This window comes from Brucella pituitosa, from assembly GCF_965577835.1.
Classification (GTDB): domain Bacteria; phylum Pseudomonadota; class Alphaproteobacteria; order Rhizobiales; family Rhizobiaceae; genus Brucella; species Brucella pituitosa.
The window spans coordinates 334,417-357,561 of sequence record NZ_OZ264092.1 but is presented as its reverse complement, the minus strand read 5'-3'; the positions used below and the strand labels follow the sequence as shown (position 1 = coordinate 357,561).

Genomic DNA, 23,145 nt, shown 5'->3' with positions numbered 1-23,145 from the left:
AAAAGGTGTGGCTGTGTAATTTATAAATTTGCAAATAGCGAAATGCGAATTTGCAAATATGGCACCGAGAAAACTTTACGTTGGCAGAAAAATCCGTGAGATACGCGAGCAGCATCGGACAACCCAGTCTGGCTTTGCTGAACGCTTAGGTATTTCAACGAGTTATCTCAACCAAATCGAGAATAATCAGCGGCCGGTTTCAGCTGCTGTTCTTTTGGCACTTGCCGAGAATTACCAGATCGACATTGGTGCGATTTCGCTGGGCGATGATGATCGTTTGTTATCCGCTGTTTCAGAAGCCCTGGCTGATCCAGTCTTTGATAACTACAAGCCGAATTTGCAGGAGCTGAAGCTGATCACGCAGAATGCGCCGGGATTGGCGCATGCGCTGATCGCCTGTCATCAGGCCTATCGGCGCAATAGCGAGCAGCTTGCGAGCCTCGATAATCAACTTGGGCGCGCGCCATCGGTTGCCGAGCCTGCACCCTATGAAGAAGTACGCGACTTTTTCCATTTTATCGATAACTACGTACATGAGATTGATATTGCAGCAGAAAATCTTGCTGCAAAACTTGATATTCCAGGGCGCGACATTGGTGTGGCGCTGCCGCAATATATGGAGAATCATCATCGGGTGCGTGTTGCGCGTGCTGACCCGGATGAGGCAATTCTGCGCCGTTTCAATCCTGAAACCCGTATTCTACATCTCAATCCTTATTCGCCCGCTTCGACACGAAACTTTCAGATTGCATTTCAGATTGCAGAACTGGAAATGGAAGAAATCGTCACGGCAATTGCGAAACGTGCAGACTTTCGCTCAACCGAAGCTGTCGAAATTTGCAAAATCGGACTGCGTAATTATTTTGCCGGTGCGTTGATGCTGCCCTATCAGACATTTTTGTCGGCGGCGAAGGAACTGCGGCATGATCTGGAATTGCTCGCCTCACGTTTTGGCGCCAGTCTTGAGCAGGTCGCGCATCGGTTAAGCACCTTGCAGCGCTCCGGCCAGCGCGGTGTGCCGGTGTTTTTTGCGCGTATCGACAGAGCCGGAAATATCACCAAGCGTCACAGTGCGGCCAAACTGCAATTTGCGCGTTATGGTGCAGCTTGTCCGTTGTGGAATGTGCATCAGGCGTTTGAAATGCCGGGGCGCATTATTCGTCAGCTCGCCGAAACGCCAGATGGTGCGCGTTATCTCTGTGTCGCGACGGAGCTTACGAAGAGTGAAGGCGGTTTCAATGCCCCGCAGCGCCGCTATGCAATAGCACTCGGCTGCGAGGTCACACATGCGCAGGATTTTGTCTATGCGGATGGGCTTGATATCGCCACCCGCTCTGCTTTTGATCCGATCGGTGTTTCTTGCCGAATCTGTGAGCGCGCTGAATGTGTTCAGCGCGCCGTACCACCACTCAAAAGCCGCATATCGGTCGATCACGACCGCCGTGGAATTCTGCCTTACAAGCTTTTATGAAATCAGAAGCCTGCATGTTCCTTGAGGAATTCCGCTTCTTCGCTGGTCGTTTCGCGATCCAGCACCTTATTGCGGTGCGGGAAGCGGCCAAAGCGCTCGATAATGTCGTGATGCTGTTGTGCAAAGCCCAATGAGAACTCATCACCCAGTTTTTCGTAAAGATCGACACAGCGCTTCTGATCGCTAAGATGTTCGCTATGCATGAAAGGCAAATAGAAGAACTGACGTTGTTCAGCCGACAGTTTGCGGTCGAAATCATGGTCGAGCGCCTGAGCCGCCACATCGCGAGCAAGACCGTCGCTTTCAAATGAGCGTGGAGAGCTGCGGAACATGTTGCGTGGAAACTGATCGAACAGAATAGTCAGCGCGAGAGCGCTTTCCGGCTGTTGTTTCCAGTCTTCGAGCTTGTCGGCGCGAGCGTCTTCGTAGGCAGCCAGAAATTTCTCGCGGATTTCAGCATCGATTTCGTCGCTCTTGGTAAACCAGTTCTCCCGCATTTTGACGGAGAACCAGAAATCGAGGATGTCGTTGGGTTGAATGGCCATGGCTGCCTCTTTCCGGGTTTATGGAGTCTGGTTTGGCTGGTTTGGACTATCAGGCTGGGGGCAGGGCGGTTCGCCTTTGAAATTGCGCGACGCGCAAGCGAATCGGTCGAACCCTTTACCCGCATCCATTGCCGCTTTTCCGGCACCGCAGCCGGAAAGAACAGCAAGCGAAATCAGTAGAACAACTTTAGTCATCTGAAGTGTTTCCGGTTTTAATGTTGATGCCAATCATAGGCATCGCGGTGCATAGCGGCAATAGATACCCATATTTGTGATCAGCCGCGACCACGATAATTGGGTACAGACTGTTCAGGAATCCAAACATTCTGAGGTGCTGCACCTGTTTGATAAAACACATCAATCGGGATGCCACCGCGCGGATACCAGTAGCCACCAATACGTAACCACTCAGGCCGAAGCAGTTCGACTAGACGCTTGCCGATTGTCACGGTGCAGTCTTCATGAAACGCGCCATGATTGCGGAATGAGAACAGGAAAAGCTTGAGCGATTTGCTCTCAACCAGCCATTCTCCAGGAACATAATCGATCATCAGATGTGCGAAGTCTGGCTGTCCCGTCATGGGGCAGAGAGAGGTGAACTCAGGTGCTGTGAAGCGGATGCAGTATGGTGTTCCGGCCTGCGGGTTTGCGACCCGCTCAAGTACGGCCTCTTCAGGTGATTGCGGTACCGTGCTGTTCGATCCGAGTTGTTTCAGATCGGAATATATTGTCTTTTCAGACATTTGCGTGCCTTTTTAAAAGCCACGGTGCAGTCTTTGCGCTTGCATATCAAGCGCTTGTCCTTGTTTTGACCGGGTAGGCTGCGACCGGTGGCAGATTGCCAATGGCTCCGAGTAGCAGTCATGGTCGAGCAGGTAAAGCCCATAAGAAAACCCGCGCTGTGGAGGCGCGGGTTAGTCAGGAGGAGTCTTTATGTCAGTTAGCGGCGATCAGAGAGTGCGCAGCCAATCGCCACGCCGATCAGGATGCCTAGGATACCAGCAGTGCCGAAGAGTGTCGTGGCTGTGCCGGGATTTTCCTTAACAGTCTCTGCCACCGCCTGACCGCGTTCGCGAACAGCCTGAGCTGCATGGCGGAAACGACCGGAAGCATCGTCCAATGCGTCTTCGGCGGTATCTCTGAAGTCGCTTGTGCGGGATGCCAAAGACTTAGACAGGCGTTTCAGCTCACCGCGCAAATCAGAAATCTGTTGTTCCAGAGCCTGCTGAACGTCGTTAGCTGTTTTGTTATCGGCCATTTCAAACCTCCGTTGGAATTGATGCTGATAGAACGCTCATGCATCAGTTTGGTTCCAACGAGGAAAACAGAAGTCTAAGTGCTAACTTCCGGTCTTCTTTGAAAAGAACGGCAGAAGGCTAAGGCCACGCCCGATAAAAACGCCACCGATTGCACCCACTGCTTTGAAGACAAAGTCTGCGAATTCGCCGTGACGGCCCGGAGCTAAGCGTTGAAGCATCTCAAACATGCCTGCGCATCCAACGGTCAATAACAGCACAGCGATCCAGTGGCGTGGATAGGCGAGCGCAAACAGGAAGCCGACAAGAAAAAAGGCTGCGAAGCGTTCCACATCGGCAGGTTCACCGGTGATGGGACGGAACTGGATCGGGCTTATCGTCACGATAAGAATTATTGCCAGAACCAGCCACGCGGCAAAGCGCAAAAAACGCGTCATTAATTAAAAGGCCTTCTATTCTGCCGTGTAATTTCCGATAGGTTCGTCCTGATTAGGATCGCCGCAACGCTGATACATTCGATCAGTTATCGACTTTTTCAGTCCATTGCCAAACGGCAATTCATAATGCGCGATGACATCCACGCCCATACACCATTTAACGTTCTCGGGAGAGAGGCCATAATTGGTTTCGAGGAAGCCAATGGCATAGTTTATGCCTTCTTCGCAATCATCCGTTGTACAGAAATTGCCGTCTCTCGCCAGTTGCCGGATCGAACCTTCGCCGATCTTCTGGACAACAGGTTCAACTGCAAAAGGTGCTGCGCCGACAAGCGCAACAATAACCAGTCCAATCAAGGTATATTTTATAGAACGCCGCATGAATCGCTGTCTGTTACCAATCCTGTCGTCACTTCATAACGCATGAGCGGCACTATGATGGCAAGGCTGTGCGATAAATGTGGTGGCTACTTATAGGTAATATTAGCAATTGTGACGGTTTAATATTGACTTTTACGTAAGTGCGGTTGCACAACAATTGCCTGCATATTGCAAGGCTGGGATGTTGTAGTGCGCGAATATTATACGATCACGGAGCTGACGCGGGAATTCGGGATATCGACCCGTACGTTGCGTTTTTATGAGGACGAGGGGTTGATCGCACCTGTGCGGCGTGGCCGCACACGCTTGTTCAGGCCGTCTGATCGGCACCTTCTCAAGCAAATCATGCGGGGAAAGCGTCTCGGATTCTCGATCGCCGAGATTCACGAGATTGTGCAGATGTATCGCGAACCGCCGGGTGAAACCGGCCAGCTCAAGCTTTTGATGAAGCGCGTTGAAGAAAAACGCGGCGACCTTAGGCAAAAGCGTCGCGATATTGACGAGACGCTTGCAGAGCTCGATCAGGTTGAAGAAGCCTGCATTGAGCGTTTGGCAGAGCTTGGTGTTTCAACATAACAATCAGGGCTGATTATCTGGCACTGGTGAGCAGATTTCCGCGATTTGCTGGACTGTGCTGTTGTTGTTCTGGTCAGCTTTTCCGCTGAAGACGTCGTCAAAGAGCTTTGCCTTGTCGAGCTCACTGACCACGCAACCACAGAATTGGGTACAGAGCGCTTCACCGCCATTCTGCATACAGGAGGATACGCAGGATTGCGTGAACGCTTCACGCGGCGCTGGTTGTGCTGGTGGCATGATCTGTGAAAAGATATAGACCAGCCCGATCAACACCGGCTGATGGATCAGATAGAATGCCAAGCTATGGCGACCGATGAAGGTCAACGGCTTTTGCAGAAATTGCGGTTGAATGCCGCCTGAAAGCATAGGCAGCCAGTTGAAGCGCTCGAAGATGCGGGCAGCCGCAATGCCGAGCAAAACAGCGCCAAACCATGGAAACAGTGGTACATAATCGTTGGAACGGGGCGGAACCGTCGAAAGTCCGATCCAGGCAAGCCACATCCGGTTGAAAATATCAGATTGTGCGTAAAGCGGCGCTGTAATGACAAAGGCTGCCACTATGAGCGTTACCACGGCGGGCAGGCGTAGGAACAACAGGCCGAGCACGCTTGCCAACGCGATTTGGTGCAAAATGCCAAAGAAGATGAAATTATCCGGCGACATATAATAGGTCACCGCTGAGATCGCCGCTGCGGCTGCCACGATCTGCAGGAGACGCTTTCCTACGGCATTCCAGCGAATGGCGCGGCCATGTGCGAGAACGAGGCTGAATCCGACCAGAAACAGAAAGCTTGATGCGATGCAGCGGGCAAACAGTTTCCATCCACCATGCGCAGTGGTGGCTGGCGCCATATAGCCGAAGAATTCGAGATCCCAGCCGAAATGGTAGATCGCCATTGCAATGAGCGCTACGCCGCGCGCAATATCGATGCGCTCCAGGCGCGGGCGGGTTGACGGCGTTACGGTCGCTTCAGCATTGCTCTGCATATTTCTTCCCGAGCTATGACATTGGAGCGCCGATCTGATTGAATCAGATCGGCGCTCTATACCTTTGATTTAACACGCATCTTGTCCGAAAACCGTTTCACCCTTTTCGGGATGCGCTCTAAGAGTCGAGCAGATTCCTATCACATGCAACTGCATGGCTATAGTATGTCAGAGAACCGGATTCGTTCGGATCGGATTGAATGTGCACTTTATCGGCGGAGCTCGCGTTGTTTTTCAGTATTTCCAAGCTTTTCTGGCTGTTTTTTCAGCCGCTGACAATCATCTTCGTGTTTCTGCTGCTTGCACTCGTGCTGATCTGGACCAGGTTTAAAAAACTTGGGCTGACAACACTTGTTGTCGGTGCAATCGTTTTGTTTGTCAGTGGATATACAACGCTTGGTTCCGTGCTCCTCGTTCCGCTGGAGGATCGTTTTCCGAAACAGACTGAGCTGCCGAAGCGTGTGGATGGTATTGTGGTTCTGGGCGGCTATATGAACGGCGATATCAATGCTGGCCGACCGGGATTTGAGCTGAATAGCGCAGCTGATCGTATCTTTGAAACGATGCGACTTGCGCGGCTTTATCCTGATGCAAAGATCGTCGTATCGGGCGGAGATGGTGCCTTTTTTGAAGAATCCGCGCCTGACGCCGATAGCACACGCACGATGCTGGCTGATCTCGGCTTTTCCGGCGAACGCTTCATTTTCGAGAACAAATCACGGAATACGGTGGAGAATGCCGAGTTTTCGAAGGCATTGGCACAGCCAAAGCCCGGTGAAACATGGCTTCTTGTCACGTCGGCATACCATATGCCGCGTTCGATCGGATGCTTTCGGAAAGCAGGTTTCGAGGTGGTTGCATGGCCGGTCGACTACAAAACACCTGCAAAAGAGAGTTTTTCTCTTTATCTCGAATCACCCAATGAGGCCCTGTCGCGCTTCAGTGTGGCAATGCGTGAGTGGGTAGGGCTGACCGCGTATTGGCTAACCGGTAAGACAGATATGCTGCTGCCTCAACCCTGATGCCGCATTTCTGCCGTGACTTTAAAGCTTTTGTTAAGCATACCTGTTGTTAAGGTTCTGATACTAAACTAGTTTTTGAAAGGCCATGTGATGAGGTGGTTAAGTGTGCCGCATTTCCGCCATTTTTCACGGTTGCGTTTCATTGGCTTCAGGATTATATCTCCGGTAACAGCGTTGTGAAGGACGCTGATTATAAGAGTTGCACAACAAGGTTTTAAAAATCTCCATGGACGAAACCGTTCAAAAATCCTGCTGGGGCGTCACGCTCTGGGCAGTCGTTGGCCTCGCCACTATCATCCTCATGGCCTACCTTTTCTCCGCTTGATGCGGGTGCGATAGTTTCCGAAAAGCTGAAGAACTTTTCGGATAGAGCTTTCCATTTGATATGAATAGAACGGACGTTTGCATTCGGACTGGAATGCGAAGGTTGCTGCTTTGCGTAAACCGGAAATTTAATGCCGCATTTCGGCATTCTGTTGGCGTTGCTCCTCTCCTACACTATCTGATAATGGTGTAATATTATTGCGCGTGTCTGATAGACCGATGCTGTAGATTGCACTCCCCATTTGTGGGTCGGAATAGGTGTAGAATGTTTCTGTCGGTATTCGATCTTTATAAGATTGGCATTGGGCCTTCGAGTTCACACACGATGGGTCCGATGACGGCTGCCCACATGTTTCTCGATGAGCTGATCAGTGGCAATTGGCCGAAACCAGCCAATGCCAAGGTTTATCGACTGAAGGCCAGCCTTCATGGCTCGCTCGCCTATACCGGCGTTGGACATGCCACAGATCGCGCGGTGGTTCTGGGTCTCTGCGGCTACACACCTGATTCGATTGATCCCGATATTATGGACAGTGAAGTCGAAAAGGTTTCGCGCGCAAAGACTGTGCAACCTGCCGGCCATCCAGCCTATCAGTTTGATCCAAAAACCGATCTGGTTCTTGATCGCAAAACACCTTTGCCCGGCCATGCCAATGGCATGGCTTTCGAGGCCTACGACAAGAGTGATCGACTGTTGCTTCGTCGCGTCTATTTCTCGATTGGTGGCGGTTTCGTTGTCACCGCGGAAGAACTGAGCCGTGTACAGACCAGCGGAGGCAAGCGCGAGGAAAAGGCTGATGTGCCTTATCCATTCAACAATGCTGCTGAAATGCTGGAGATGGCGCGTAAAAGCGGCCTTTCTATCGCTGATATGAAGCGCGCCAATGAAGAATGCCATATGTCCTGCCTTGATCTCGACGAAGGTCTGGATCGCATCTGGGGTGCAATGCGTGGCTGCATTGAGCGTGGGCTGAGCCGTGATGGTATCATGCCTGGCGGCTTGAAAGTGCGTCGCCGTGCACGTCAGCTTTTTGAACGGCTGGAAGACGATTGGCGCAATAACAAAGTCAATCCGTTGCTCGCCAATGACTGGCTGTCTGTCTATGCGATGGCGGTCAATGAAGAGAATGCATCGGGTGGTCGAGTTGTGACCGCTCCGACCAATGGCGCGGCGGGCGTTGTGCCTGCGGTTCTGCGTTATTACTTGCATTTCCACGACGATGCCGATGAGAAGGGCATTCGCGATTTTCTGCTGACCTCTGCCGCTATCGGTGGCGTGATCAAACATAATGCTTCCATTTCAGGCGCAGAAGTGGGTTGTCAGGGTGAAGTCGGTTCGGCCTCCGCCATGGCTGCGGCTGGTCTTGCTGCCGTTCTTGGTGGTACACCGGAGCAAATCGAGAATGCTGCTGAAATCGCTCTGGAGCATCATCTTGGCATGACCTGTGATCCTGTGGGTGGGCTTGTTCAGGTGCCTTGCATCGAACGCAATGCGCTTGGTGCCGTAAAGGCTGTGACTGCTGCATCACTGGCAGTTAAAGGCGACGGTCAGCATTTCGTGCCGCTTGATGCCTGTATCGAAACCATGCGTCAGACAGGTCACGATATGAGCGAACGTTATAAGGAAACCAGCCAGGGTGGTTTGGCTGTTAATGTGGTTGCCTGCTGAGATAATGTTCTTATCACTTGAAGCCTTCATCGAGCTTGGCTAAATCAGCTCCATGGCACTTAATCTCGTCAAACTTTGCGTCGGCTGCGATAGCATCGAAGATCTCGCGGCCTGGATCGATTTCAGGCTTGCTGAGCAGCGTGCTGCCGGGCTCGTTCCTGAACAGTTTCACACCACGCGAATGGTTCCCAAGCGTGTTGACGAATTGCTGGAAGGCGGTTCGCTCTACTGGGTGATCAAGGGCAATGTGCAGTGCAGGCAGCGCCTGCTGGATATCCGTCCATTTACAGATGAACAGGGCATCAATCGCTGTCATCTGATACTCGAACCGAAGATCCACCCGACCCAATGGCAGCCGCGGCGCGCCTTTCAGGGGTGGCGTTATCTCAATGAGAATGAGGTTCCGCTGGATGAAGCTGCCGGAAAGTCCGGTAGGGCTGCTTTGCCATCCGAGTTACGGCAGGAGCTTGCTGCGCTGGGACTGCTCTGACGGTTTGCTTTTGCGTATTTTTCCAACAACAGTTCAGAAATGAAAAAGGCCTGCCAAAACCGGCAGGCCTTTTGTTTTAGCTTGTGACGGCCTCAGCTTTCGATGGTGAGACGTACTGCAACTTTGTCTGATGTTACCGGCAAGGTCATACGCATCATTGTGCGCGGCTGCACCATACGACGGTTGCGAGCGGCGTGGCTTACCAGCAATCCAACCAGATCGCGTGTATGGAAACCTTTTCCATGACGCACGTCAGCAATGCGAATCGCAGCCTGCTTCAAAGCCTGAACAGAAAACAGGGAACCCAGTCCTGAGGGGCGGTGTGCCTGTTCGGTCCATGTGTGGGCCTTCAAAGCATATTGTCCGATCGGTTCATTCATATTCGACATCTCGAAACCCTCTACACAATACAAATTTCGGGTTTAAAGCGGTGCAAGAGGGGTATCCCTCCTGCGTTCGGATCGTTCTCTAGTCGCATTGTCCCAGCAGAACTGCTTCGCCCTTTTGGGAGACATGCTTAGTTCGCGACTGCGTAGCAGCCAAAATTCTTCTTTTTCAGCGATGCGCATGCATCCCATGCAGCCTGCTTCGAGGAGAAGCCGACGAAGCGTGCACGGTAGAAAGTGGAACTGCCCTTGGTGAAGGTTTCAGTGTAAGGCGAAGCGGAGCGCAGCGAGCCACCGACCGAAGCCGAAGCTTTTGCGAGCATGTCGCGTGCCTGACCTTCACTTGGAAGCGAGCCGACCTGGATTGCCCAGCCACCGCTTGCAGGTGCTGATGCGGTCGTAACTGGATCAATGTCGTGAGCAGGCGCGGCGGGAACCGCTGCCTTTGGGGTCGGGCGAACGGCTGCCTGTGCAGCCATAGCTGCCGGACGCTGCGTTGGAGCTGCCAGAGCCAGAACCTGTGGCTGGTCGACGTCGCCTTCGCCGCTTTCGTTGTTGATGACGTCTGCGACTTCATTGATCTGGCGAGCAACGGGAACAGGAGCATTACGTGCCTTTGGAAGATCGACAGATGCAACGACCTGTGGAACTTCGCCGCGCATTGCGACCAGCGGTTCGGAAACGCGGCCACGCGTGGCTGCAGGCAGATATTTGCGGATCAGCTGGGTCATGTGAGCGTCACGGCTTGCGCCGGTGTTGCCACCCATGACGACGGCAACCAGACGACGGCCATCAAGATTGACCGAAGAGGCGAGGTTGTAGCCGGATGCATTGGTGTAGCCGGTTTTGATGCCGTCAACGCCTTCAACGCGACCGAGCAGACGGTTGTGACCATTGATCGTCTGGCCACGGAATACGAAATTGCGGCGCGAGAAATAGGAGAATTCTTGCGGAAAGTGCTGACGAAGCGCGATACTGAGGATCGCCATGTCGCGTGCAGTCGTAACCTGCGACATGTTTGGAAGGCCCGAAGCATTGCGGAATGTGGTGTTGCTCATGCCAAGGCGACGGGCTTTGGATGTCATCATCTGCGCAAAACGTTCTTCAGACCCACCGAGGAATTCACCCGATGCTGTTGCAACGTCATTGGCAGATTTTGTCACCATGGCAAGGATAGCGTCTTCAACACGAATGCTCTGACCCGGCTTGAAACCGATCTTTGTCGGAGGACGTGCGGCGGCATAGGCAGAGATTGGAATGCGGGTATCTTTATTGATGCGACCGGATTTCATTGCTTCGAAAAGCATATACATGGTCATCATTTTGGTCAGCGACGCAGGATAACGTCTGGCGTCTGCATTGGATGCAAACAACGTTTTACCTGTGTTCGCATCGATTACGATCGCGGCATACCGATCGCTAGCTGCAACGGCTGGCACTGTTGTGGAGGCTGTGGAGCAACCTGTTACGACAGCGAGAAGAAGAGTGGCTTGCGCTGCTCTTTTCAAGGCGTATGCGACTTTACTGAATGCGGTACGCACGATGATGACCTGCCTGTATCCCGGTTTTTTTGAACTGCGGCGCAAAGGGCACACAGCAATCTAATTCCGTGACCTTACTGTCATCAGCGTTACCAATCCGTTTATGGTAACCGACTTATTCATAAAACTTGAAAAAAATTGCCTGTCAGTTTTTTCAGTCGAACCGTGAATTCCGCTGAAGCGACAAGGTTTGCCTTTCGGGGAACTGGAATTTCCCGATAAACTTATTGAGATAATTGTGCCAATGCTGCGGCTTGTCATAAGTCTCGGTTGCAAGTGTCGCCGAAGGGCTTAAAATCATCGCATGACGCCCTACATATATGGGCAAGCAGGCAGATAGTTGGGGCCAGACATCTGGGCCCCAGCATTGGGCATTGGGTGATAGTTTTCATGCGGCATTCTAATCCAGTCATGCAGAGCAAGACCAACGGCGGGAACGGACCGGACAACGGTACCGTGGTGGTCACGCGTACGCAGCCGAAAACAAAGAAGCCAAGCCTCTATCGCGTCCTGCTTCTCAATGATGACTATACTCCCATGGAGTTTGTCATTCATGTCCTGCAACGTTTTTTTCAAAAGAACATGGACGATGCGACGCGTATAATGTTGCATGTTCATAACCACGGTGTCGGCGAGTGTGGCGTATTTACATACGAAGTTGCCGAGACCAAGGTTAGTCAGGTCATGGATTTTGCCCGCCAAAACCAGCATCCATTACAATGTGTAATGGAGAAAAAGTGAGGTCATATGCCATCGTTTTCTCCCAGCCTTGAAAGGGCGCTGCATCAAGCGCTTACCATCGCGAACGAGCGGCATCACGAGTATGCGACGCTCGAACACCTTTTGCTTGCCCTGATCGACGATCAGGATGCAGGTGCAGTGATGCGCGCCTGTAACGTCGATCTGGAGCATCTCAAACGGATCGTTACAGATTACATCGACCGTGAACTGGATAATCTCGTCACAGGCTATGATGAGGATTCCAAACCCACGGCCGCTTTCCAGCGCGTGATTCAACGCGCAGTCATCCACGTTCAGTCTTCAAACCGCGAGGAAGTGACGGGCGCCAATGTGCTCGTTGCCATTTTCGCGGAGCGTGAAAGCCATGCTGCTTACTTCCTGCAGGAACAGCAGATGACGCGTTATGATGCCGTCAATTATATCTCGCACGGCATTTCGAAGCGTACACAGAGCAGCGAACCACGCACGCCGCGTGGTGCGGAAAGTGCCAGCGAAGAACGCACAAGCGTAGAACCGGAAGAAGGCGCAAAGAAAAAGCAGGATGCTCTTTCTGCCTATTGCGTCAATCTGAACGAAAAAGCCAAATCCGGTCGCATCGATCCGCTCATCGGACGTGACAGCGAAATCAGCCGCACCATTCAGGTTCTTTGCCGTCGGTCCAAGAATAATCCGCTCTATGTGGGTGATCCTGGCGTCGGTAAGACTGCGATTGCCGAAGGTCTGGCCAAGCGTATCGTTGAAGGCGAAGTGCCGGAAGCGCTCGCCGATGCCACGATCTTTTCGCTCGATATGGGTACGCTGCTTGCCGGCACCCGCTATCGCGGTGATTTCGAAGAGCGCTTGAAACAGGTTGTGAAAGAGCTCGAAGATTATCCGGGCGCAGTTCTCTTCATTGACGAAATTCATACGGTGATCGGCGCGGGTGCTACGTCGGGCGGTGCAATGGATGCATCGAACCTGCTCAAGCCTGCTCTGTCTTCCGGTGCAATCCGTTGTATCGGTTCGACCACCTATAAGGAATATCGTCAGTTCTTCGAGAAAGACCGTGCACTGGTTCGTCGCTTCCAGAAGATTGACGTCAATGAGCCTTCCATCCCGGATGCCATTGAAATCATGAAGGGTCTGAAGCCGTATTTTGAAGACTTCCATAAGGTCAAATATACGGGGGATGCCATCAAGTCGGCTGTGGAGCTTTCCGCGCGCTACATCTCGGACCGCAAGTTGCCGGACAAAGCCATCGACGTGATCGATGAAACTGGTGCAAGCCAGATGCTTCTGCCGGAGAACAAGCGGAAGAAGACGATTGGCGTGAAGGAAATCGAAGCAACGATTGCTACCATGGCCCGGATCCCGCCCAAGTCGGTTTCCAAGGATGATGAGGTTGTGCTTTCGCATCTCGATGCGGAACTCAAGCGAGTCGTCTATGGTCAGGATCTGGCAATTGAAGCACTTTCGGCTGCAATCAAGCTCGCTCGTGCGGGCTTGCGTGAGCCGGATAAGCCAATCGGTTCTTATCTGTTCTCCGGTCCGACCGGTGTTGGTAAGACAGAAGTGGCCAAACAGCTGGCAAGCTCGCTTGGCGTGGAACTCCTGCGTTTCGATATGTCGGAATATATGGAGCGCCACACCGTATCGCGTTTGATCGGTGCACCTCCCGGCTATGTCGGCTTCGATCAGGGCGGCCTTCTGACTGATGGCGTTGATCAGCATCCGCATTGCGTGCTGCTGCTCGATGAAATCGAGAAGGCACATCCAGACCTTTACAACATCTTGTTGCAGGTCATGGATCACGGTTCGCTGACCGATCACAACGGCAAGAAGATCGACTTCCGCAACGTGATTCTGATCATGACCACCAATGCCGGTGCTGCCGATATGGCAAAGGCTGCGATTGGTTTTGGTTCGACACGCCGCGAAGGCGACGATATGGAAGCGATCAACCGGCTGTTTACGCCGGAATTCCGCAACCGTCTCGATGCAATCGTGCCGTTCGGTCCGCTTCCGGTGCCTGTCATTCATCAGGTTGTGCAGAAGTTTGTGCTTCAGCTTGAAGCCCAGCTTGCAGAACGTGGTGTGACTTTTGAACTGACAGAAGCCGCTATCGCGTGGCTTGCGGACAAGGGGTATGACGAGCGCATGGGCGCGCGTCCGCTGGCTCGTGTTATTCAGGAGCACATCAAGAAGCCGTTGGCCAATGAAGTGCTGTTTGGCAAGCTCAAGCATGGTGGTACAGTCCGGGTCGATGTAACGACGAAGGACGATGGTAAGACCGATCTCGTACTTGAAAGTGTCGCTGACAAGCCTGTGAAGCCTAAGAAGGATATTCCTCCGGAAAAGAAGCTTCCGCAGCGCAAGAAAGCGGCACCTAAAAAGGCCGAGAAGGAGAAGGTATTGGCTGGTAAGGACGATGAAGTCTCGGCCAAGCCTGCAACCAAATCCACCACGGCAAAGTCGTCGGTGCCCAAAGTGCCACGCAAGAAATAAGCTCTACGAAACGGCCCTTCTTCGGAAGGGCCTTTTCATTTTAAGTGCTTCTAAGCGGACAGGTCGCGTTAGAGCGCGTCCCGAAAAGTGTGAAACGGTTTTCGGACAAAGATGCGCTCTAAATGCAGGTGCTCTTTTCTGTGTCATGATCTATTTTTAAGATATGTCTTCGAGTCGCTCCCCCAGTTCTGAATCTCATCCGGCAGAACAAGCCAACGCCTTGCGTTGGTTTTTTCGCGGTACGCGACGCATTATCAGCGTGCCCGCAATCTTGCTGATGAGTTCCTTCATTGGTTTTTCAGGATTGGCGATTGAAAGCGGGATAACGGTCGGGCAGGCGGTTTTCATGACGCTGACCATCTGGGCACTGCCCGCCAAGGTGGTTCTGATCGGCGCAATCAGCGCTGGCGCCTCAATCCCTGCGGCGGCATTGGCCGTTGGATTGTCGTCTGTCCGTTTGATGCCGATGGTCGTAGCACTTCTGCCGGAGCTGAAAGGACCAAAGACCCGAAAACTGACGCTCGCAGCTCTTTGCCATTTCGTGGCAGTTACCGCCTGGGTCATGGCAATGGAAGAGTTGCGCAACATACCGCGCGACATGCGTACAAGTTACTTCGCTGGAATTGGTACGGTCCTCGTCGGCACAAATGCGCTGGTCGTCGCGGTGGTCTATTTGCTCTCCGCGTCATTTCCACCGGTGGTGTTCGCAGCGCTTTTCATGCTTACGCCGATGTATTTTCTCACATCACTCTGGCGTTCGGCGCGCGAACGGGCAGGTCAGATTGCCATGGTATCGGGGATCGTGTTGTTCCCGATTTTTCATCAGTTCGCACCAGGCTACGATTTGTTGATGACGGGTATCGTGGGCGGATTGATTGCGTTTGCTTTTCACCGGTCGCGTAATCCCGGCAAGGATGTGGCCAAATGAACTGGGATAGTTTTTCCGACTGGTGGTGGCCGTTTATCTTCATCCTGCTTGCAGGCGCGCTTCCGACTTATCTCTTCCGCGTCTTGGGGGTGATCGTTGGCGGTCGTGTACGCGAAGATTCGGAAGTGCTGGTGTTTGTTCGCTGTGTCGCGACAGCACTTGTTGCAGGTGTGATCGCGCAACTTATTCTGTACCCGAACGGGGAGCTTGCCAACTCCCCGATGTGGCTGCGCGTTGGATCAGCTGCGGCTGGCTTTGCCGCCTATCTCATTGCTGGAAAGCGCCTGCTCGTGGGCATTCTGGTTGCCGAAGCACTGTTGATAGCCGGTTTGCTAAGCTTATAAAGTCATTTCTTATCAAAGTGCTGTGCGGATCTTCTCAGCATTTGATTCAACTACGGCAGCGTCTTCCATTTTCCCCGTATGTGGTTTGAGTTCTACGCCTTCAAAACGCGGGATAACGTGGAAGTGCAGATGGTAAACTGTCTGGCCTGCGGCAGGTTCATTGAATTGAATGACAGTGACGCCATCGGCGTTGAACGCCTTCTTGACTGCATTGGCGATCTTCTGCACGACCTGAATGGTTTCAGCCAGAGTTTCGGGCTTGGCGTCCAGCAGATTGCGGGATGGCGCTTTGGGAACCACGAGCGTGTGACCCGTTCCCTGCGGCATGACATCCATGAAAGCGACAACATTATCCGTTTCGTAAACACGCGTTGACGGAATTTCGCCGCGCAGGATTTTTGCGAAGATGTTGTTGTCATCATAGGTGGCGGACATGCTGTTTTCTCCAGTTCAGTCTTTTATTCGTGTGGTGGCGGTCATTCGTGCCTGAAAGGCGTATGCTCTTCCAGTGCCGCATGTATCTGCTCGACTTCGCGGCGCTCATGTTCCAGATAATCGCTAACCGCTCTACGGAAACCCTCATGCGCAATGTAATGCGCGGAATGCGTTGTAACCGGAATATAGCCGCGGGCGAGCTTATGTTCACCCTGCGCTCCTGCTTCGACAATCCGTAATTTGCGGTCGATCGCGAAGTCGATTGCCTGATGGTAGCAGACCTCGAAATGAAGATAGGGATGATCCTCGATGCAGCCCCAGTGTCGTCCATAGAGCGTGTCGCTGCCAATGAAGTTGATCGCGCCTGCGATATAGCGTCCGACGCGACGCGCCATGACGAGCAATATGTCGTCGGCCATCGTCTCGCCAATCAGCGAGAAAAACTTACGGTTGAGGTAAGGACGCCCCCATTTGCGGCTGCCGGTATCGATATAGAACTCAAAAAAGTCATCCCAGACGGCTTCAGTCAGATCTCTGCCGGTCAGCCAGTCGACTTCAATGCCTTCTGAAAGAGCGTCGCGCCGTTCTTTTTTGAGTGCTTTGCGCTTTCTGGAGACGAGCTCATTTAGAAAGTCATCATACCTAGAAAAGCTATTGTTTATAAAATGAAACTGCTGATCCGTTCGGTGCAGAAAATTAGCCGATTCAAGCGCAAAAATCTCGTTTTTCGGTGCAAAGGTCACATGGGCAGAAGATGCACCAGTCTGATCGGTTAGCTGTCTTAACCCGTTTGCGAGAGCAAGTTGAACCGCATCGGGTTCAAACTCTGCGTGATGGAGTAAGCGTGGGCCCGTTGCAGGCGTGAAAGGAATTGAAGCCTGAAACTTGGGGTAGTAGCGCCCGCCAGCGCGCTCGAAAGCATCGGCCCAACCATGGTCGAAGACATATTCGCCCTGACTATGCCCCTTGAGGTAGTTCGGCACAGCGCCGATAAGATAACCCTTGTCGTCTTCAAGGCGCAGATGTCGCGGCAGCCAGCCCGCATGCTGCGACACGGATCCGGATTGTTCGAGTGCATTCAGAAACGCACGAGAAATGAAGGGATTGTAGCTTCCGCCTTGCCGGGACGTGCCGGCAAGGTGGTTCCATTCGTCTTCCGAAAAATCGCCGATGCCTTCGACGACGCGGAGAACGAAGCTTTGCTCTGTCTGCCTTTCGTCGTCGCTCATCACCGAATTTTCCTGTTAAGCCAACAGCGACCGAGGATCGAAACCTTCAAAGGTAATCTGATCCACGTTGAGATCGCTATGCTTCCTGGTCTCGGTATCGCGGACTGTCCAGCTGATGACCGGAAGGTTGAGCTTTTCGCGCACAAAGCTGACAAACGGATTTGGCAGATGATGCACATTGTAAGACACGAAGGAAATCTGGTGCGCGAGCATCGAGAAGTGGGCTTCAAAATCCTTGGTGCGCGTGCCTTCCGCAGTCAGTCCGCCGGGAATTCCTGGCGCGTCGCTTGCAAACAGTCGGACCAGATGGTGGTCGAATGACATGATCGCAGCTTCGCCTTTATAAGAGGCCAGCTCTTTGGCTACAGCGGCAACCAGACCATCGTCACGGCCTTCAATGCCCTTAAGCTCAATGACGACCGGCACACGACCGGCAACGAGCTCAAGCATCTGGCGCAGTGTCGGCGCATGATCTTCAGTGCCGCCAATGCGCAGTGCACAGGCTTCTGGAAGTGTCAGGTCACTGATGCGGCCTTCGCGTCCGGTGAGGCGCTTGAGATCGTCATCATGAAAAACGATGACACCGCCATCCTTGGTAAGATGTACGTCGCATTCGATTGCAAAGCCTGCTTTTGCAGCAGCATCAAAGGCTGCGAGCGTGTTTTCCCAGCGCTTATTGTTCAGATCGTGCAGGCCACGATGCGCAATTGGCTGTTTTTTGAGCCATTCAGGAGATGACATTATGCAACCTCGATGATTGCTTCGATTTCAACGGGTGCATTGAGTGGCAGGCTTGCAACGCCGACGGCTGAGCGTGCATGCTTGCCCGCGTCGCCAAGGACTGCAACGAGAAGGTCAGATGCGCCATTGGCAACCAGATGCTGTTCGACGAAATCTGCGGTCGAGGAAACGAATACAGTGATTTTTACAATCCGCTTTATGCGGTTCAGATCACCAAGGGCTGCCTTTGCCTGCGCCAGTATGTTGACAGCACATGCGCGGGCTGCAGCCTGACCGTGTGCGACTGTAAGTGCATCGCCAACCTGGCCTGTGTGTACGAGCTTGCCATTTTCCAGCGGAAGCTGACCCGATGTGAGCAGCAGAGCGCCCGTTTGTGCGAAAGGTACATAGTTTGCAGCTGGTGCTGCGGCTTCGGGCAAAGATATACCCAGATTTTTAAGACGGCTGTCGATTGTGTCGGTCATTCCATTAATCCTTACTAACTTAATGCCTTTCGCACCCGATATATGAGATAGAATCGGTGAAGCTTTTGGGGAGGGTGCGTTTTTTGCCTCGCTTCCGCCATGAGTTTTTTTATCATGCTCCTCAACAGATCGGGAGATTCATGTATGCGTTTTTTGAGTATGGCATTTGCGGCAAGCGGAGCAGCGGTTTGCGTTTGGGGTAGTTCGGTTGGCGTTGCCGCCGCTGCTTCGACGGTAACGTTGGTCCCGCATCGCGCAGTGTATGATCTCACATTGGATCGAGCGGATGAGAAATCCGGGATCAGTGGGCTTACCGGCCGTATGGTCTATGAGTTCAACGGTTCAGCCTGCGAAGGTTATACGACGAATTTTCGTTTCGTAACGCGCATTGACATGGATGAACAGCCGCAGCGCGTGACCGATCAGCAGACGACAACTTTTGAAAGCGGCAACGGTAAGGATTTCCGTTTCGTCAACAAGACCTTTGTTGATAAGGAACTGGTGAAAGAAGTGCGTGGTGATGCCAAGGTCGAAGGTGGCAAGACGATTGTTGCCCTGTCCAAGCCCAAAGAAGACAATATCGATCTGAAGGCGACACAATTCCCGACGACTCATATGGAAGAGCTGATCGGAAAGGCACAAGCGGGCGAGAAGTTCTACCAGACGTCTCTTTATGATGCCTCGGAAGATGCGGATCGCGTTGTTGCAACGACGGTTGTTGTCGGCAAGGAGCAGGAAGCCAAAAGCGACGAAACCAAAGCCATGGGCAAGTTCACGAAGGACAATGTCTGGCCGGTGACGATCTCCTATTTTGATGACAAGGAAAAGCAGGATGGTCTGCCGATCTATCGTATCAACTTTAAGCTATACCGAAACGGCATCACCCGCGACCTGACCATGGATTATGGTGATTTTTCCATGCGTGGGAAACTGGTGAAGCTTGATGTGTATGATGACAAAGCGCCCAAAGCGGATTGCAAATAGGTCGTTTGCCACAGCCTTTGGCGTTATAATGGTCACAAGGCTTGCATTTATTGGCGCGATAAGTTAACAGCGCGCCTATTCCACACACGGGATTGGGCTTTTGCAGGGAGAAATCCTGCTTCAGCCTCCGGTGGCGAGCAATCGCCTCAGCCCGTGGAGGTTCAACCGGAAAAGGAAAATACAGATGGCATTGCCTGAATTCAGCATGCGCCAGCTTCTGGAAGCTGGTGTTCACTTCGGTCACCAGACCCACCGCTGGAACCCAAAGATGGCTCCTTACATCTATGGCGACCGCAACAACATCCACATTCTCGATCTGTCCCAGACCGTTCCTCTGCTGCACAATGCGCTGAAGGTCGTTTCGGACACTGTTGCTCGTGGTGGCCGCGTTCTCTTCGTTGGTACCAAGCGTCAGGCTTCGGACATCATTGCTGATGCCGCTGGCCGTTCGGCTCAGTACTACGTCAATGCACGCTGGCTCGGCGGCATGATGACCAACTGGAAGACGATCTCGAACTCGATCCAGCGTCTGCGCAAGCTCGACGAAATTCTCTCGGGCGATGCTCAGGGTTACTCGAAGAAGGAACGCCTGAACCTCGAACGCGAGCGTGAAAAACTCGACCGCGCACTCGGCGGCATCAAGGACATGGGTTCGGTTCCTGACCTGATGTTCATCGTCGACACCAACAAGGAAGCAATCGCTATCCAGGAAGCCAAGCGTCTTGGTATTCCAGTTGTGGCTGTTATCGATTCGAACTGCGATCCAGATCAGATCGACTACCCAATCCCAGGTAACGACGACGCCGCACGCGCTATTTCGCTTTATTGCGATCTGGTTGCACGCGCTGCTCTTGACGGCATCGCACGTCAGCAGGGCGCTATGGGCATCGACGTTGGCGCACAGGCTGAAGCTCCTGTTGAGCCAGCTCTCGAAGCTCCGGCTGCAGGCGCATAATCAGCGCTTATGAATTTCATCCATCCGTCACATGACGGGTGGATAACTTCATTCGTTCCGATGCAATCAGCGTCGGTTAAAAGTTGGCACACCCATTCGGTGTGCCTTCGCTTTCGTGAAAGGCGACACAATGAGCATTTCCGCATCACAGGTTAAAGAACTCCGCGAACTGACCGGCGCAGGCATGATGGACTGCAAGGCAGCGCTTGCTGAAACCAACGGTGACATCGAAGCCGCTGTTGACTGGCTGCGCGCCAAGGGTATGGCAAAGGCTGACAAGAAGGCTGGCCGTACGGCTGCTGAAGGTCTGGTTGGTGTTGCAGCTTCCGGCAACAAGGCTGTTGTTGTTGAAGTCAACTCCGAGACCGACTTCGTTGCTCGTAACGATGCATTCCAGGATCTCGTTCGCAAGATCGCTCAGGCTGCTCTGTCGACCGATGGTTCGTCGGAAGCTGTTGCTGAAGCAAACATCGACGGCAAGTCGGTAACGCAGGCTGCAAAGGACGCAGTTGCAACCATTGGTGAAAACATCAGCTTCCGTCGTTCGGCAGCTCTTGAAGTTTCCCAGGGTGCAGTTGCTACCTACATCCATAACGGCGTTGCAGACGGCCTCGGCAAGCTCGGCGTTCTCGTTGCAATCGAAACCGCTGGCGACGCAGAAGCTGCAAACGCATTTGGCCGTCAGGTTGCAATGCATGTTGCTGCTATCAATCCGCTTGCACTGACTGCTGCTGACGTTGATCCGGCTGCTGCTGAGCGTGAAAAGGCTATTTTCATCGAGCAGGCTCGTGAATCCGGCAAGCCAGACAACATCATCGAAAAGATGATCGAAGGTCGTATGCGCAAGTTCTACGAAGAAGTTGTTCTTCTTTCGCAGGCTTTCGTCATCAATCCCGACCTGACTGTTGAAGCAGCGCTCAAGGAAGCTGAAAAGTCGATCGGCGCTCCTGCGAAGATCATTGGCTTTGCACGCATCGCTCTCGGTGAAGGCATCGAGAAGGAAGAAAGCGACTTCGCTGCTGAAGTTGCTGCTGCTGCCAAGGGCTAAACAATCTTTCGAAGTGCATTCTGTTTCGGCATGCGCTCGCTCTAAAGATTTGTCTTGCCGCATTATCCTGCGCAAAAGGCTCAGGCACTTTGCTGGAAATGCTTAAAAGGCTTTTGATTATGAAGGGCATCGCGTGACAACGCGGTGCCCTTCGTGTATCGGAACCCCAATAGTAACAGTTGATCATGATCTGCGGAGAACACTCCATGCCCGTTAAGTCCGCCTATAAGCGTATTGTCCTCAAAGCATCCGGTGAAGCATTGATGGGCAGTCAGGGCTTCGGCATTGATGTGTCGGTTGCTGACCGCATTGCCAGTGACATCGCTCAGGCGCGGGATCTCGGCGTTGAAGTGGGTGTCGTGATTGGCGGCGGAAATATTTTCCGCGGCGTAGCGGTTGCCTCCAAGGGTGGCGACCGTGTCACTGGCGACCACATGGGTATGCTGGCAACGGTGATCAATTCTCTGGCTCTGCGTACATCGCTTCACAAGATTGGTGTGGATGCCGTCGTTCTTTCCGCCATAGCAATGCCTGAAATCTGCGAGAGCTTCTCGCAGAGAAAGGCAACTGCCTATATGGATGAGGGAAAGGTTGTGATTTTCGCAGGTGGTACAGGTAATCCATTCTTCACAACAGACTCGGCCGCAGCATTGCGCGCAGCCGAAATTGGTGCGGACGCGCTTCTGAAGGGCACGCAGGTCGATGGGATTTATTCGGCTGACCCGAAGAAGGAGCCGAATGCAACACGTTTTGACAAACTCACACACAAGGAAGTTCTTGATCGCGGGCTTGCGGTGATGGATACGGCTGCTGTCGCCCTTGCGCGTGAGAACAACATTCCGATAATAGTCTATTCCATCCATGAAAACGGCGGCTTGGCCGAAATTCTGCAAGGCAAGGGACGCAGCACGATCGTTTCCGATAATTGATCGGCAATATTGATCGTTTGTCTTGTCGCGCACTGAAGGAGAACATGTATGAGCGATGTTTTTGACATCAACGACCTGAAGCGACGCATGGAAGGCGCAGTTAATGCCCTGAAGCATGACCTCGGTGGTCTGCGCACGGGCCGCGCTTCTGCAAGCTTGCTCGAGCCAATTACGATTACGGCTTATGGCGCTGAAATGCCGATCAACCAGGTCGCCAATATTACTGTGCCTGAATCGCGCATGCTTTCGGTTTCCGTATGGGACAAGACCATGGTTGGCGCGGTTGAACGCGCGATTCGTGATTCCGGTCTTGGCCTCAATCCAATCACCGATGGCATGACGCTTCGCATTCCTTTGCCGGAACTCAACGAACAGCGCCGTAAAGAGCTGGTCAAGATCGCGCATCAGTATGCCGAACAGGGCCGTATCGCTGCGCGTCACGTTCGTCGCGATGGTATGGACACGCTGAAGAAGCTCGAGAAAGACGGCGACATCAGCCAGGATGACAGCCGTGGCCTTTCCGAAAAGGTTCAGAAGCTCACCGATGATACGATCGCCGAAATGGACAAGATCGTTTCGGTCAAGGAAGGCGAGATCATGCAGGTCTAGTTTCCTGATTTCAAAGTCTGCACGATTTCATACGGTGATCGAATACGGGCTTTGAAACCGAGGGGTACTAGAAACAATTTGTTGCCAGTGTCTGGTAAGTTGTGAAATTCTGATTGCGTTTTTCAAAGCGCTACAGATTTATGACGTTAGGCACTGGCTGTGCATGATT

The 23,145-nt window shown here is 52.8% G+C and carries 26 protein-coding genes; 14 read left to right on the top strand and 12 right to left on the bottom strand.

Going from position 1 to position 23,145, the window contains the following annotated elements; all coding sequences use genetic code 11:
• The first annotated feature begins 58 nt into the window (after positions 1–58).
• On the top strand, positions 59–1,471 hold the full coding sequence (locus ACSME1_RS01690; protein WP_105705844.1) for a helix-turn-helix domain-containing protein: 1,413 nt from the start codon (positions 59–61) through the stop codon (positions 1,469–1,471).
• 2 nt (positions 1,472–1,473) lie between these two features.
• On the opposite strand, the gene ACSME1_RS01685 is transcribed toward ACSME1_RS01690, so the two are convergent.
• The 5 genes from ACSME1_RS01685 to ACSME1_RS01665 all read right to left on the bottom strand — a co-directional run bounded on the left by ACSME1_RS01685 (position 1,474) and on the right by ACSME1_RS01665 (position 4,090).
• The gene (locus ACSME1_RS01685) at positions 1,474–2,016 is read right to left on the bottom strand and encodes a DUF924 family protein (protein WP_105705845.1); all 543 of its coding nucleotides are present in this window, start codon (positions 2,014–2,016) and stop codon (positions 1,474–1,476) included.
• Between the two features lie 275 nt (positions 2,017–2,291).
• A complete protein-coding gene (gene queF / locus ACSME1_RS01680) occupies positions 2,292–2,759 on the bottom strand; it encodes a preQ(1) synthase (RefSeq protein ID WP_105705847.1) in 468 nt (155 codons plus the stop codon).
• Between the two features lie 197 nt (positions 2,760–2,956).
• Positions 2,957–3,274: a DUF883 family protein gene (locus ACSME1_RS01675; protein WP_024897059.1), complete on the bottom strand. Its 318-nt coding sequence runs from the start codon at positions 3,272–3,274 to the stop codon at positions 2,957–2,959.
• A gap of 81 nt (positions 3,275–3,355) precedes the next feature.
• Positions 3,356–3,709, bottom strand: coding sequence for a VanZ family protein (locus tag ACSME1_RS01670; protein ID WP_100558871.1), 354 nt, complete (start codon positions 3,707–3,709; stop codon positions 3,356–3,358).
• 15 nt (positions 3,710–3,724) lie between these two features.
• Entirely contained in the window at positions 3,725–4,090 is a 366-nt protein-coding gene (locus tag ACSME1_RS01665; protein ID WP_024897061.1) for a hypothetical protein, read from the bottom strand.
• 189 nt (positions 4,091–4,279) lie between these two features.
• Between ACSME1_RS01665 and ACSME1_RS01660 the strand changes: the two genes are divergently transcribed.
• Positions 4,280–4,666 (top strand): MerR family transcriptional regulator, encoded by a 387-nt coding sequence (locus tag ACSME1_RS01660; protein ID WP_024897062.1) that lies wholly within the window; start codon positions 4,280–4,282, stop codon positions 4,664–4,666.
• 3 nt (positions 4,667–4,669) lie between these two features.
• On the opposite strand, the gene ACSME1_RS01655 is transcribed toward ACSME1_RS01660, so the two are convergent.
• Positions 4,670–5,653, bottom strand: a complete 984-nt coding sequence (locus tag ACSME1_RS01655; RefSeq protein ID WP_024897063.1) for a DUF1624 domain-containing protein — start codon at positions 5,651–5,653, stop codon at positions 4,670–4,672.
• A gap of 227 nt (positions 5,654–5,880) precedes the next feature.
• On the opposite strand from ACSME1_RS01655, the gene ACSME1_RS01650 reads away from it, so the two are divergent.
• The 3 genes from ACSME1_RS01650 (at position 5,881) to ACSME1_RS01640 (ending at position 9,158) form a co-directional block, all read left to right on the top strand.
• Positions 5,881–6,675 (top strand): YdcF family protein, encoded by a 795-nt coding sequence (locus ACSME1_RS01650; RefSeq protein WP_105705848.1) that lies wholly within the window; start codon positions 5,881–5,883, stop codon positions 6,673–6,675.
• 589 nt (positions 6,676–7,264) lie between these two features.
• Positions 7,265–8,668 (top strand): L-serine ammonia-lyase, encoded by a 1,404-nt coding sequence (locus ACSME1_RS01645; protein WP_024897066.1) that lies wholly within the window; start codon positions 7,265–7,267, stop codon positions 8,666–8,668.
• A 52-nt stretch (positions 8,669–8,720) separates the two neighbouring features.
• Positions 8,721–9,158: a DUF1489 family protein gene (locus ACSME1_RS01640; protein ID WP_024897067.1), complete on the top strand. Its 438-nt coding sequence runs from the start codon at positions 8,721–8,723 to the stop codon at positions 9,156–9,158.
• A gap of 92 nt (positions 9,159–9,250) precedes the next feature.
• On the opposite strand, the gene ACSME1_RS01635 is transcribed toward ACSME1_RS01640, so the two are convergent.
• Positions 9,251–9,547, bottom strand: a complete 297-nt coding sequence (locus ACSME1_RS01635) for a hypothetical protein (protein ID WP_024897068.1) — start codon at positions 9,545–9,547, stop codon at positions 9,251–9,253.
• A 128-nt stretch (positions 9,548–9,675) separates the two neighbouring features.
• Positions 9,676–11,085, bottom strand: a complete 1,410-nt coding sequence (locus ACSME1_RS01630; RefSeq protein ID WP_024897069.1) for a D-alanyl-D-alanine carboxypeptidase — start codon at positions 11,083–11,085, stop codon at positions 9,676–9,678.
• 390 nt (positions 11,086–11,475) lie between these two features.
• Here ACSME1_RS01630 and clpS point away from each other — a divergent pair, with 390 nt between their 5' ends.
• The 4 genes from clpS to ACSME1_RS01610 all read left to right on the top strand — a co-directional run bounded on the left by clpS (position 11,476) and on the right by ACSME1_RS01610 (position 15,582).
• Positions 11,476–11,826 carry an ATP-dependent Clp protease adapter ClpS gene (clpS, locus tag ACSME1_RS01625; RefSeq protein ID WP_024897070.1) on the top strand — a complete coding sequence of 117 codons (351 nt, stop codon included), beginning with the start codon at positions 11,476–11,478 and terminating at the stop codon, positions 11,824–11,826.
• A 6-nt stretch (positions 11,827–11,832) separates the two neighbouring features.
• A complete protein-coding gene (gene clpA / locus ACSME1_RS01620; protein ID WP_094539719.1) occupies positions 11,833–14,310 on the top strand; it encodes an ATP-dependent Clp protease ATP-binding subunit ClpA in 2,478 nt (825 codons plus the stop codon).
• Positions 14,311–14,587: 277 nt separating this feature from the next.
• Positions 14,588–15,238 carry an AzlC family ABC transporter permease gene (locus ACSME1_RS01615; protein WP_235822344.1) on the top strand — a complete coding sequence of 217 codons (651 nt, stop codon included), beginning with the start codon at positions 14,588–14,590 and terminating at the stop codon, positions 15,236–15,238.
• On the top strand, positions 15,235–15,582 hold the full coding sequence (locus ACSME1_RS01610; RefSeq protein ID WP_024897073.1) for an AzlD domain-containing protein: 348 nt from the start codon (positions 15,235–15,237) through the stop codon (positions 15,580–15,582). The genes ACSME1_RS01615 and ACSME1_RS01610 overlap by 4 nt, the downstream gene beginning before the upstream one ends.
• A gap of 12 nt (positions 15,583–15,594) precedes the next feature.
• On the opposite strand, the gene ACSME1_RS01605 is transcribed toward ACSME1_RS01610, so the two are convergent.
• Genes ACSME1_RS01605 through ACSME1_RS01590 form a run of 4 tightly spaced genes read right to left on the bottom strand, consistent with a single transcriptional unit; the run spans position 15,595 to position 18,451 of the window.
• Positions 15,595–16,017 (bottom strand): HIT family protein, encoded by a 423-nt coding sequence (locus ACSME1_RS01605; RefSeq protein ID WP_024897074.1) that lies wholly within the window; start codon positions 16,015–16,017, stop codon positions 15,595–15,597.
• Positions 16,018–16,058: 41 nt separating this feature from the next.
• Complete coding sequence (locus ACSME1_RS01600; protein ID WP_024897075.1) at positions 16,059–17,246, bottom strand: GNAT family N-acetyltransferase; 1,188 nt, start codon at positions 17,244–17,246, stop codon at positions 16,059–16,061.
• Between the two features lie 15 nt (positions 17,247–17,261).
• Entirely contained in the window at positions 17,262–17,987 is a 726-nt protein-coding gene (locus ACSME1_RS01595; RefSeq protein ID WP_024897076.1) for a glycerophosphodiester phosphodiesterase, read from the bottom strand.
• Positions 17,987–18,451, bottom strand: coding sequence for a RidA family protein (locus ACSME1_RS01590; protein ID WP_105705850.1), 465 nt, complete (start codon positions 18,449–18,451; stop codon positions 17,987–17,989). The genes ACSME1_RS01595 and ACSME1_RS01590 overlap by 1 nt, the downstream gene beginning before the upstream one ends.
• A 144-nt stretch (positions 18,452–18,595) precedes the next feature.
• Here ACSME1_RS01590 and eipB point away from each other — a divergent pair, with 144 nt between their 5' ends.
• The 5 genes from eipB (at position 18,596) to frr (ending at position 22,976) form a co-directional block, all read left to right on the top strand.
• Positions 18,596–19,435, top strand: a complete 840-nt coding sequence (gene eipB / locus ACSME1_RS01585; RefSeq protein WP_024897078.1) for a cell envelope integrity protein EipB — start codon at positions 18,596–18,598, stop codon at positions 19,433–19,435.
• Positions 19,436–19,619: 184 nt separating this feature from the next.
• Entirely contained in the window at positions 19,620–20,390 is a 771-nt protein-coding gene (rpsB, locus tag ACSME1_RS01580; protein WP_036567086.1) for a 30S ribosomal protein S2, read from the top strand.
• A 130-nt stretch (positions 20,391–20,520) separates the two neighbouring features.
• Positions 20,521–21,438 (top strand): translation elongation factor Ts, encoded by a 918-nt coding sequence (tsf, locus tag ACSME1_RS01575; RefSeq protein WP_024897080.1) that lies wholly within the window; start codon positions 20,521–20,523, stop codon positions 21,436–21,438.
• 206 nt (positions 21,439–21,644) lie between these two features.
• A complete protein-coding gene (pyrH, locus tag ACSME1_RS01570) occupies positions 21,645–22,367 on the top strand; it encodes a UMP kinase (RefSeq protein ID WP_024897081.1) in 723 nt (240 codons plus the stop codon).
• 48 nt (positions 22,368–22,415) lie between these two features.
• Entirely contained in the window at positions 22,416–22,976 is a 561-nt protein-coding gene (gene frr / locus ACSME1_RS01565; protein ID WP_024897082.1) for a ribosome recycling factor, read from the top strand.
• Positions 22,977–23,145: the final 169 nt, after the last annotated feature.

Bases quoted from the DNA above. Each gene is read 5' to 3' on its own strand.
- ACSME1_RS01690 (WP_105705844.1), top strand. From the start codon at position 59: ATGGCACCGAGAAAACTTTACGTTGGCAGAAAAATCCGTGAGATACGC.
- ACSME1_RS01685 (WP_105705845.1), bottom strand. From the start codon at position 2,016: ATGGCCATTCAACCCAACGACATCCTCGATTTCTGGTTCTCCGTCAAA.
- queF (WP_105705847.1), bottom strand. From the start codon at position 2,759: ATGTCTGAAAAGACAATATATTCCGATCTGAAACAACTCGGATCGAAC.
- ACSME1_RS01675 (WP_024897059.1), bottom strand. From the start codon at position 3,274: ATGGCCGATAACAAAACAGCTAACGACGTTCAGCAGGCTCTGGAACAA.
- ACSME1_RS01670 (WP_100558871.1), bottom strand. From the start codon at position 3,709: ATGACGCGTTTTTTGCGCTTTGCCGCGTGGCTGGTTCTGGCAATAATT.
- ACSME1_RS01665 (WP_024897061.1), bottom strand. From the start codon at position 4,090: ATGCGGCGTTCTATAAAATATACCTTGATTGGACTGGTTATTGTTGCG.
- ACSME1_RS01655 (WP_024897063.1), bottom strand. From the start codon at position 5,653: ATGCAGAGCAATGCTGAAGCGACCGTAACGCCGTCAACCCGCCCGCGC.
- ACSME1_RS01645 (WP_024897066.1), top strand. From the start codon at position 7,265: ATGTTTCTGTCGGTATTCGATCTTTATAAGATTGGCATTGGGCCTTCG.
- ACSME1_RS01640 (WP_024897067.1), top strand. From the start codon at position 8,721: ATGGCACTTAATCTCGTCAAACTTTGCGTCGGCTGCGATAGCATCGAA.
- ACSME1_RS01635 (WP_024897068.1), bottom strand. From the start codon at position 9,547: ATGTCGAATATGAATGAACCGATCGGACAATATGCTTTGAAGGCCCAC.
- clpS (WP_024897070.1), top strand. From the start codon at position 11,476: ATGCGGCATTCTAATCCAGTCATGCAGAGCAAGACCAACGGCGGGAAC.
- clpA (WP_094539719.1), top strand. From the start codon at position 11,833: ATGCCATCGTTTTCTCCCAGCCTTGAAAGGGCGCTGCATCAAGCGCTT.
- ACSME1_RS01615 (WP_235822344.1), top strand. From the start codon at position 14,588: ATGAGTTCCTTCATTGGTTTTTCAGGATTGGCGATTGAAAGCGGGATA.
- ACSME1_RS01610 (WP_024897073.1), top strand. From the start codon at position 15,235: ATGAACTGGGATAGTTTTTCCGACTGGTGGTGGCCGTTTATCTTCATC.
- ACSME1_RS01605 (WP_024897074.1), bottom strand. From the start codon at position 16,017: ATGTCCGCCACCTATGATGACAACAACATCTTCGCAAAAATCCTGCGC.
- ACSME1_RS01600 (WP_024897075.1), bottom strand. From the start codon at position 17,246: ATGAGCGACGACGAAAGGCAGACAGAGCAAAGCTTCGTTCTCCGCGTC.
- ACSME1_RS01595 (WP_024897076.1), bottom strand. From the start codon at position 17,987: ATGTCATCTCCTGAATGGCTCAAAAAACAGCCAATTGCGCATCGTGGC.
- ACSME1_RS01590 (WP_105705850.1), bottom strand. From the start codon at position 18,451: ATGACCGACACAATCGACAGCCGTCTTAAAAATCTGGGTATATCTTTG.
- eipB (WP_024897078.1), top strand. From the start codon at position 18,596: ATGCGTTTTTTGAGTATGGCATTTGCGGCAAGCGGAGCAGCGGTTTGC.
- rpsB (WP_036567086.1), top strand. From the start codon at position 19,620: ATGGCATTGCCTGAATTCAGCATGCGCCAGCTTCTGGAAGCTGGTGTT.
- tsf (WP_024897080.1), top strand. From the start codon at position 20,521: ATGAGCATTTCCGCATCACAGGTTAAAGAACTCCGCGAACTGACCGGC.
- pyrH (WP_024897081.1), top strand. From the start codon at position 21,645: ATGCCCGTTAAGTCCGCCTATAAGCGTATTGTCCTCAAAGCATCCGGT.
- frr (WP_024897082.1), top strand. From the start codon at position 22,416: ATGAGCGATGTTTTTGACATCAACGACCTGAAGCGACGCATGGAAGGC.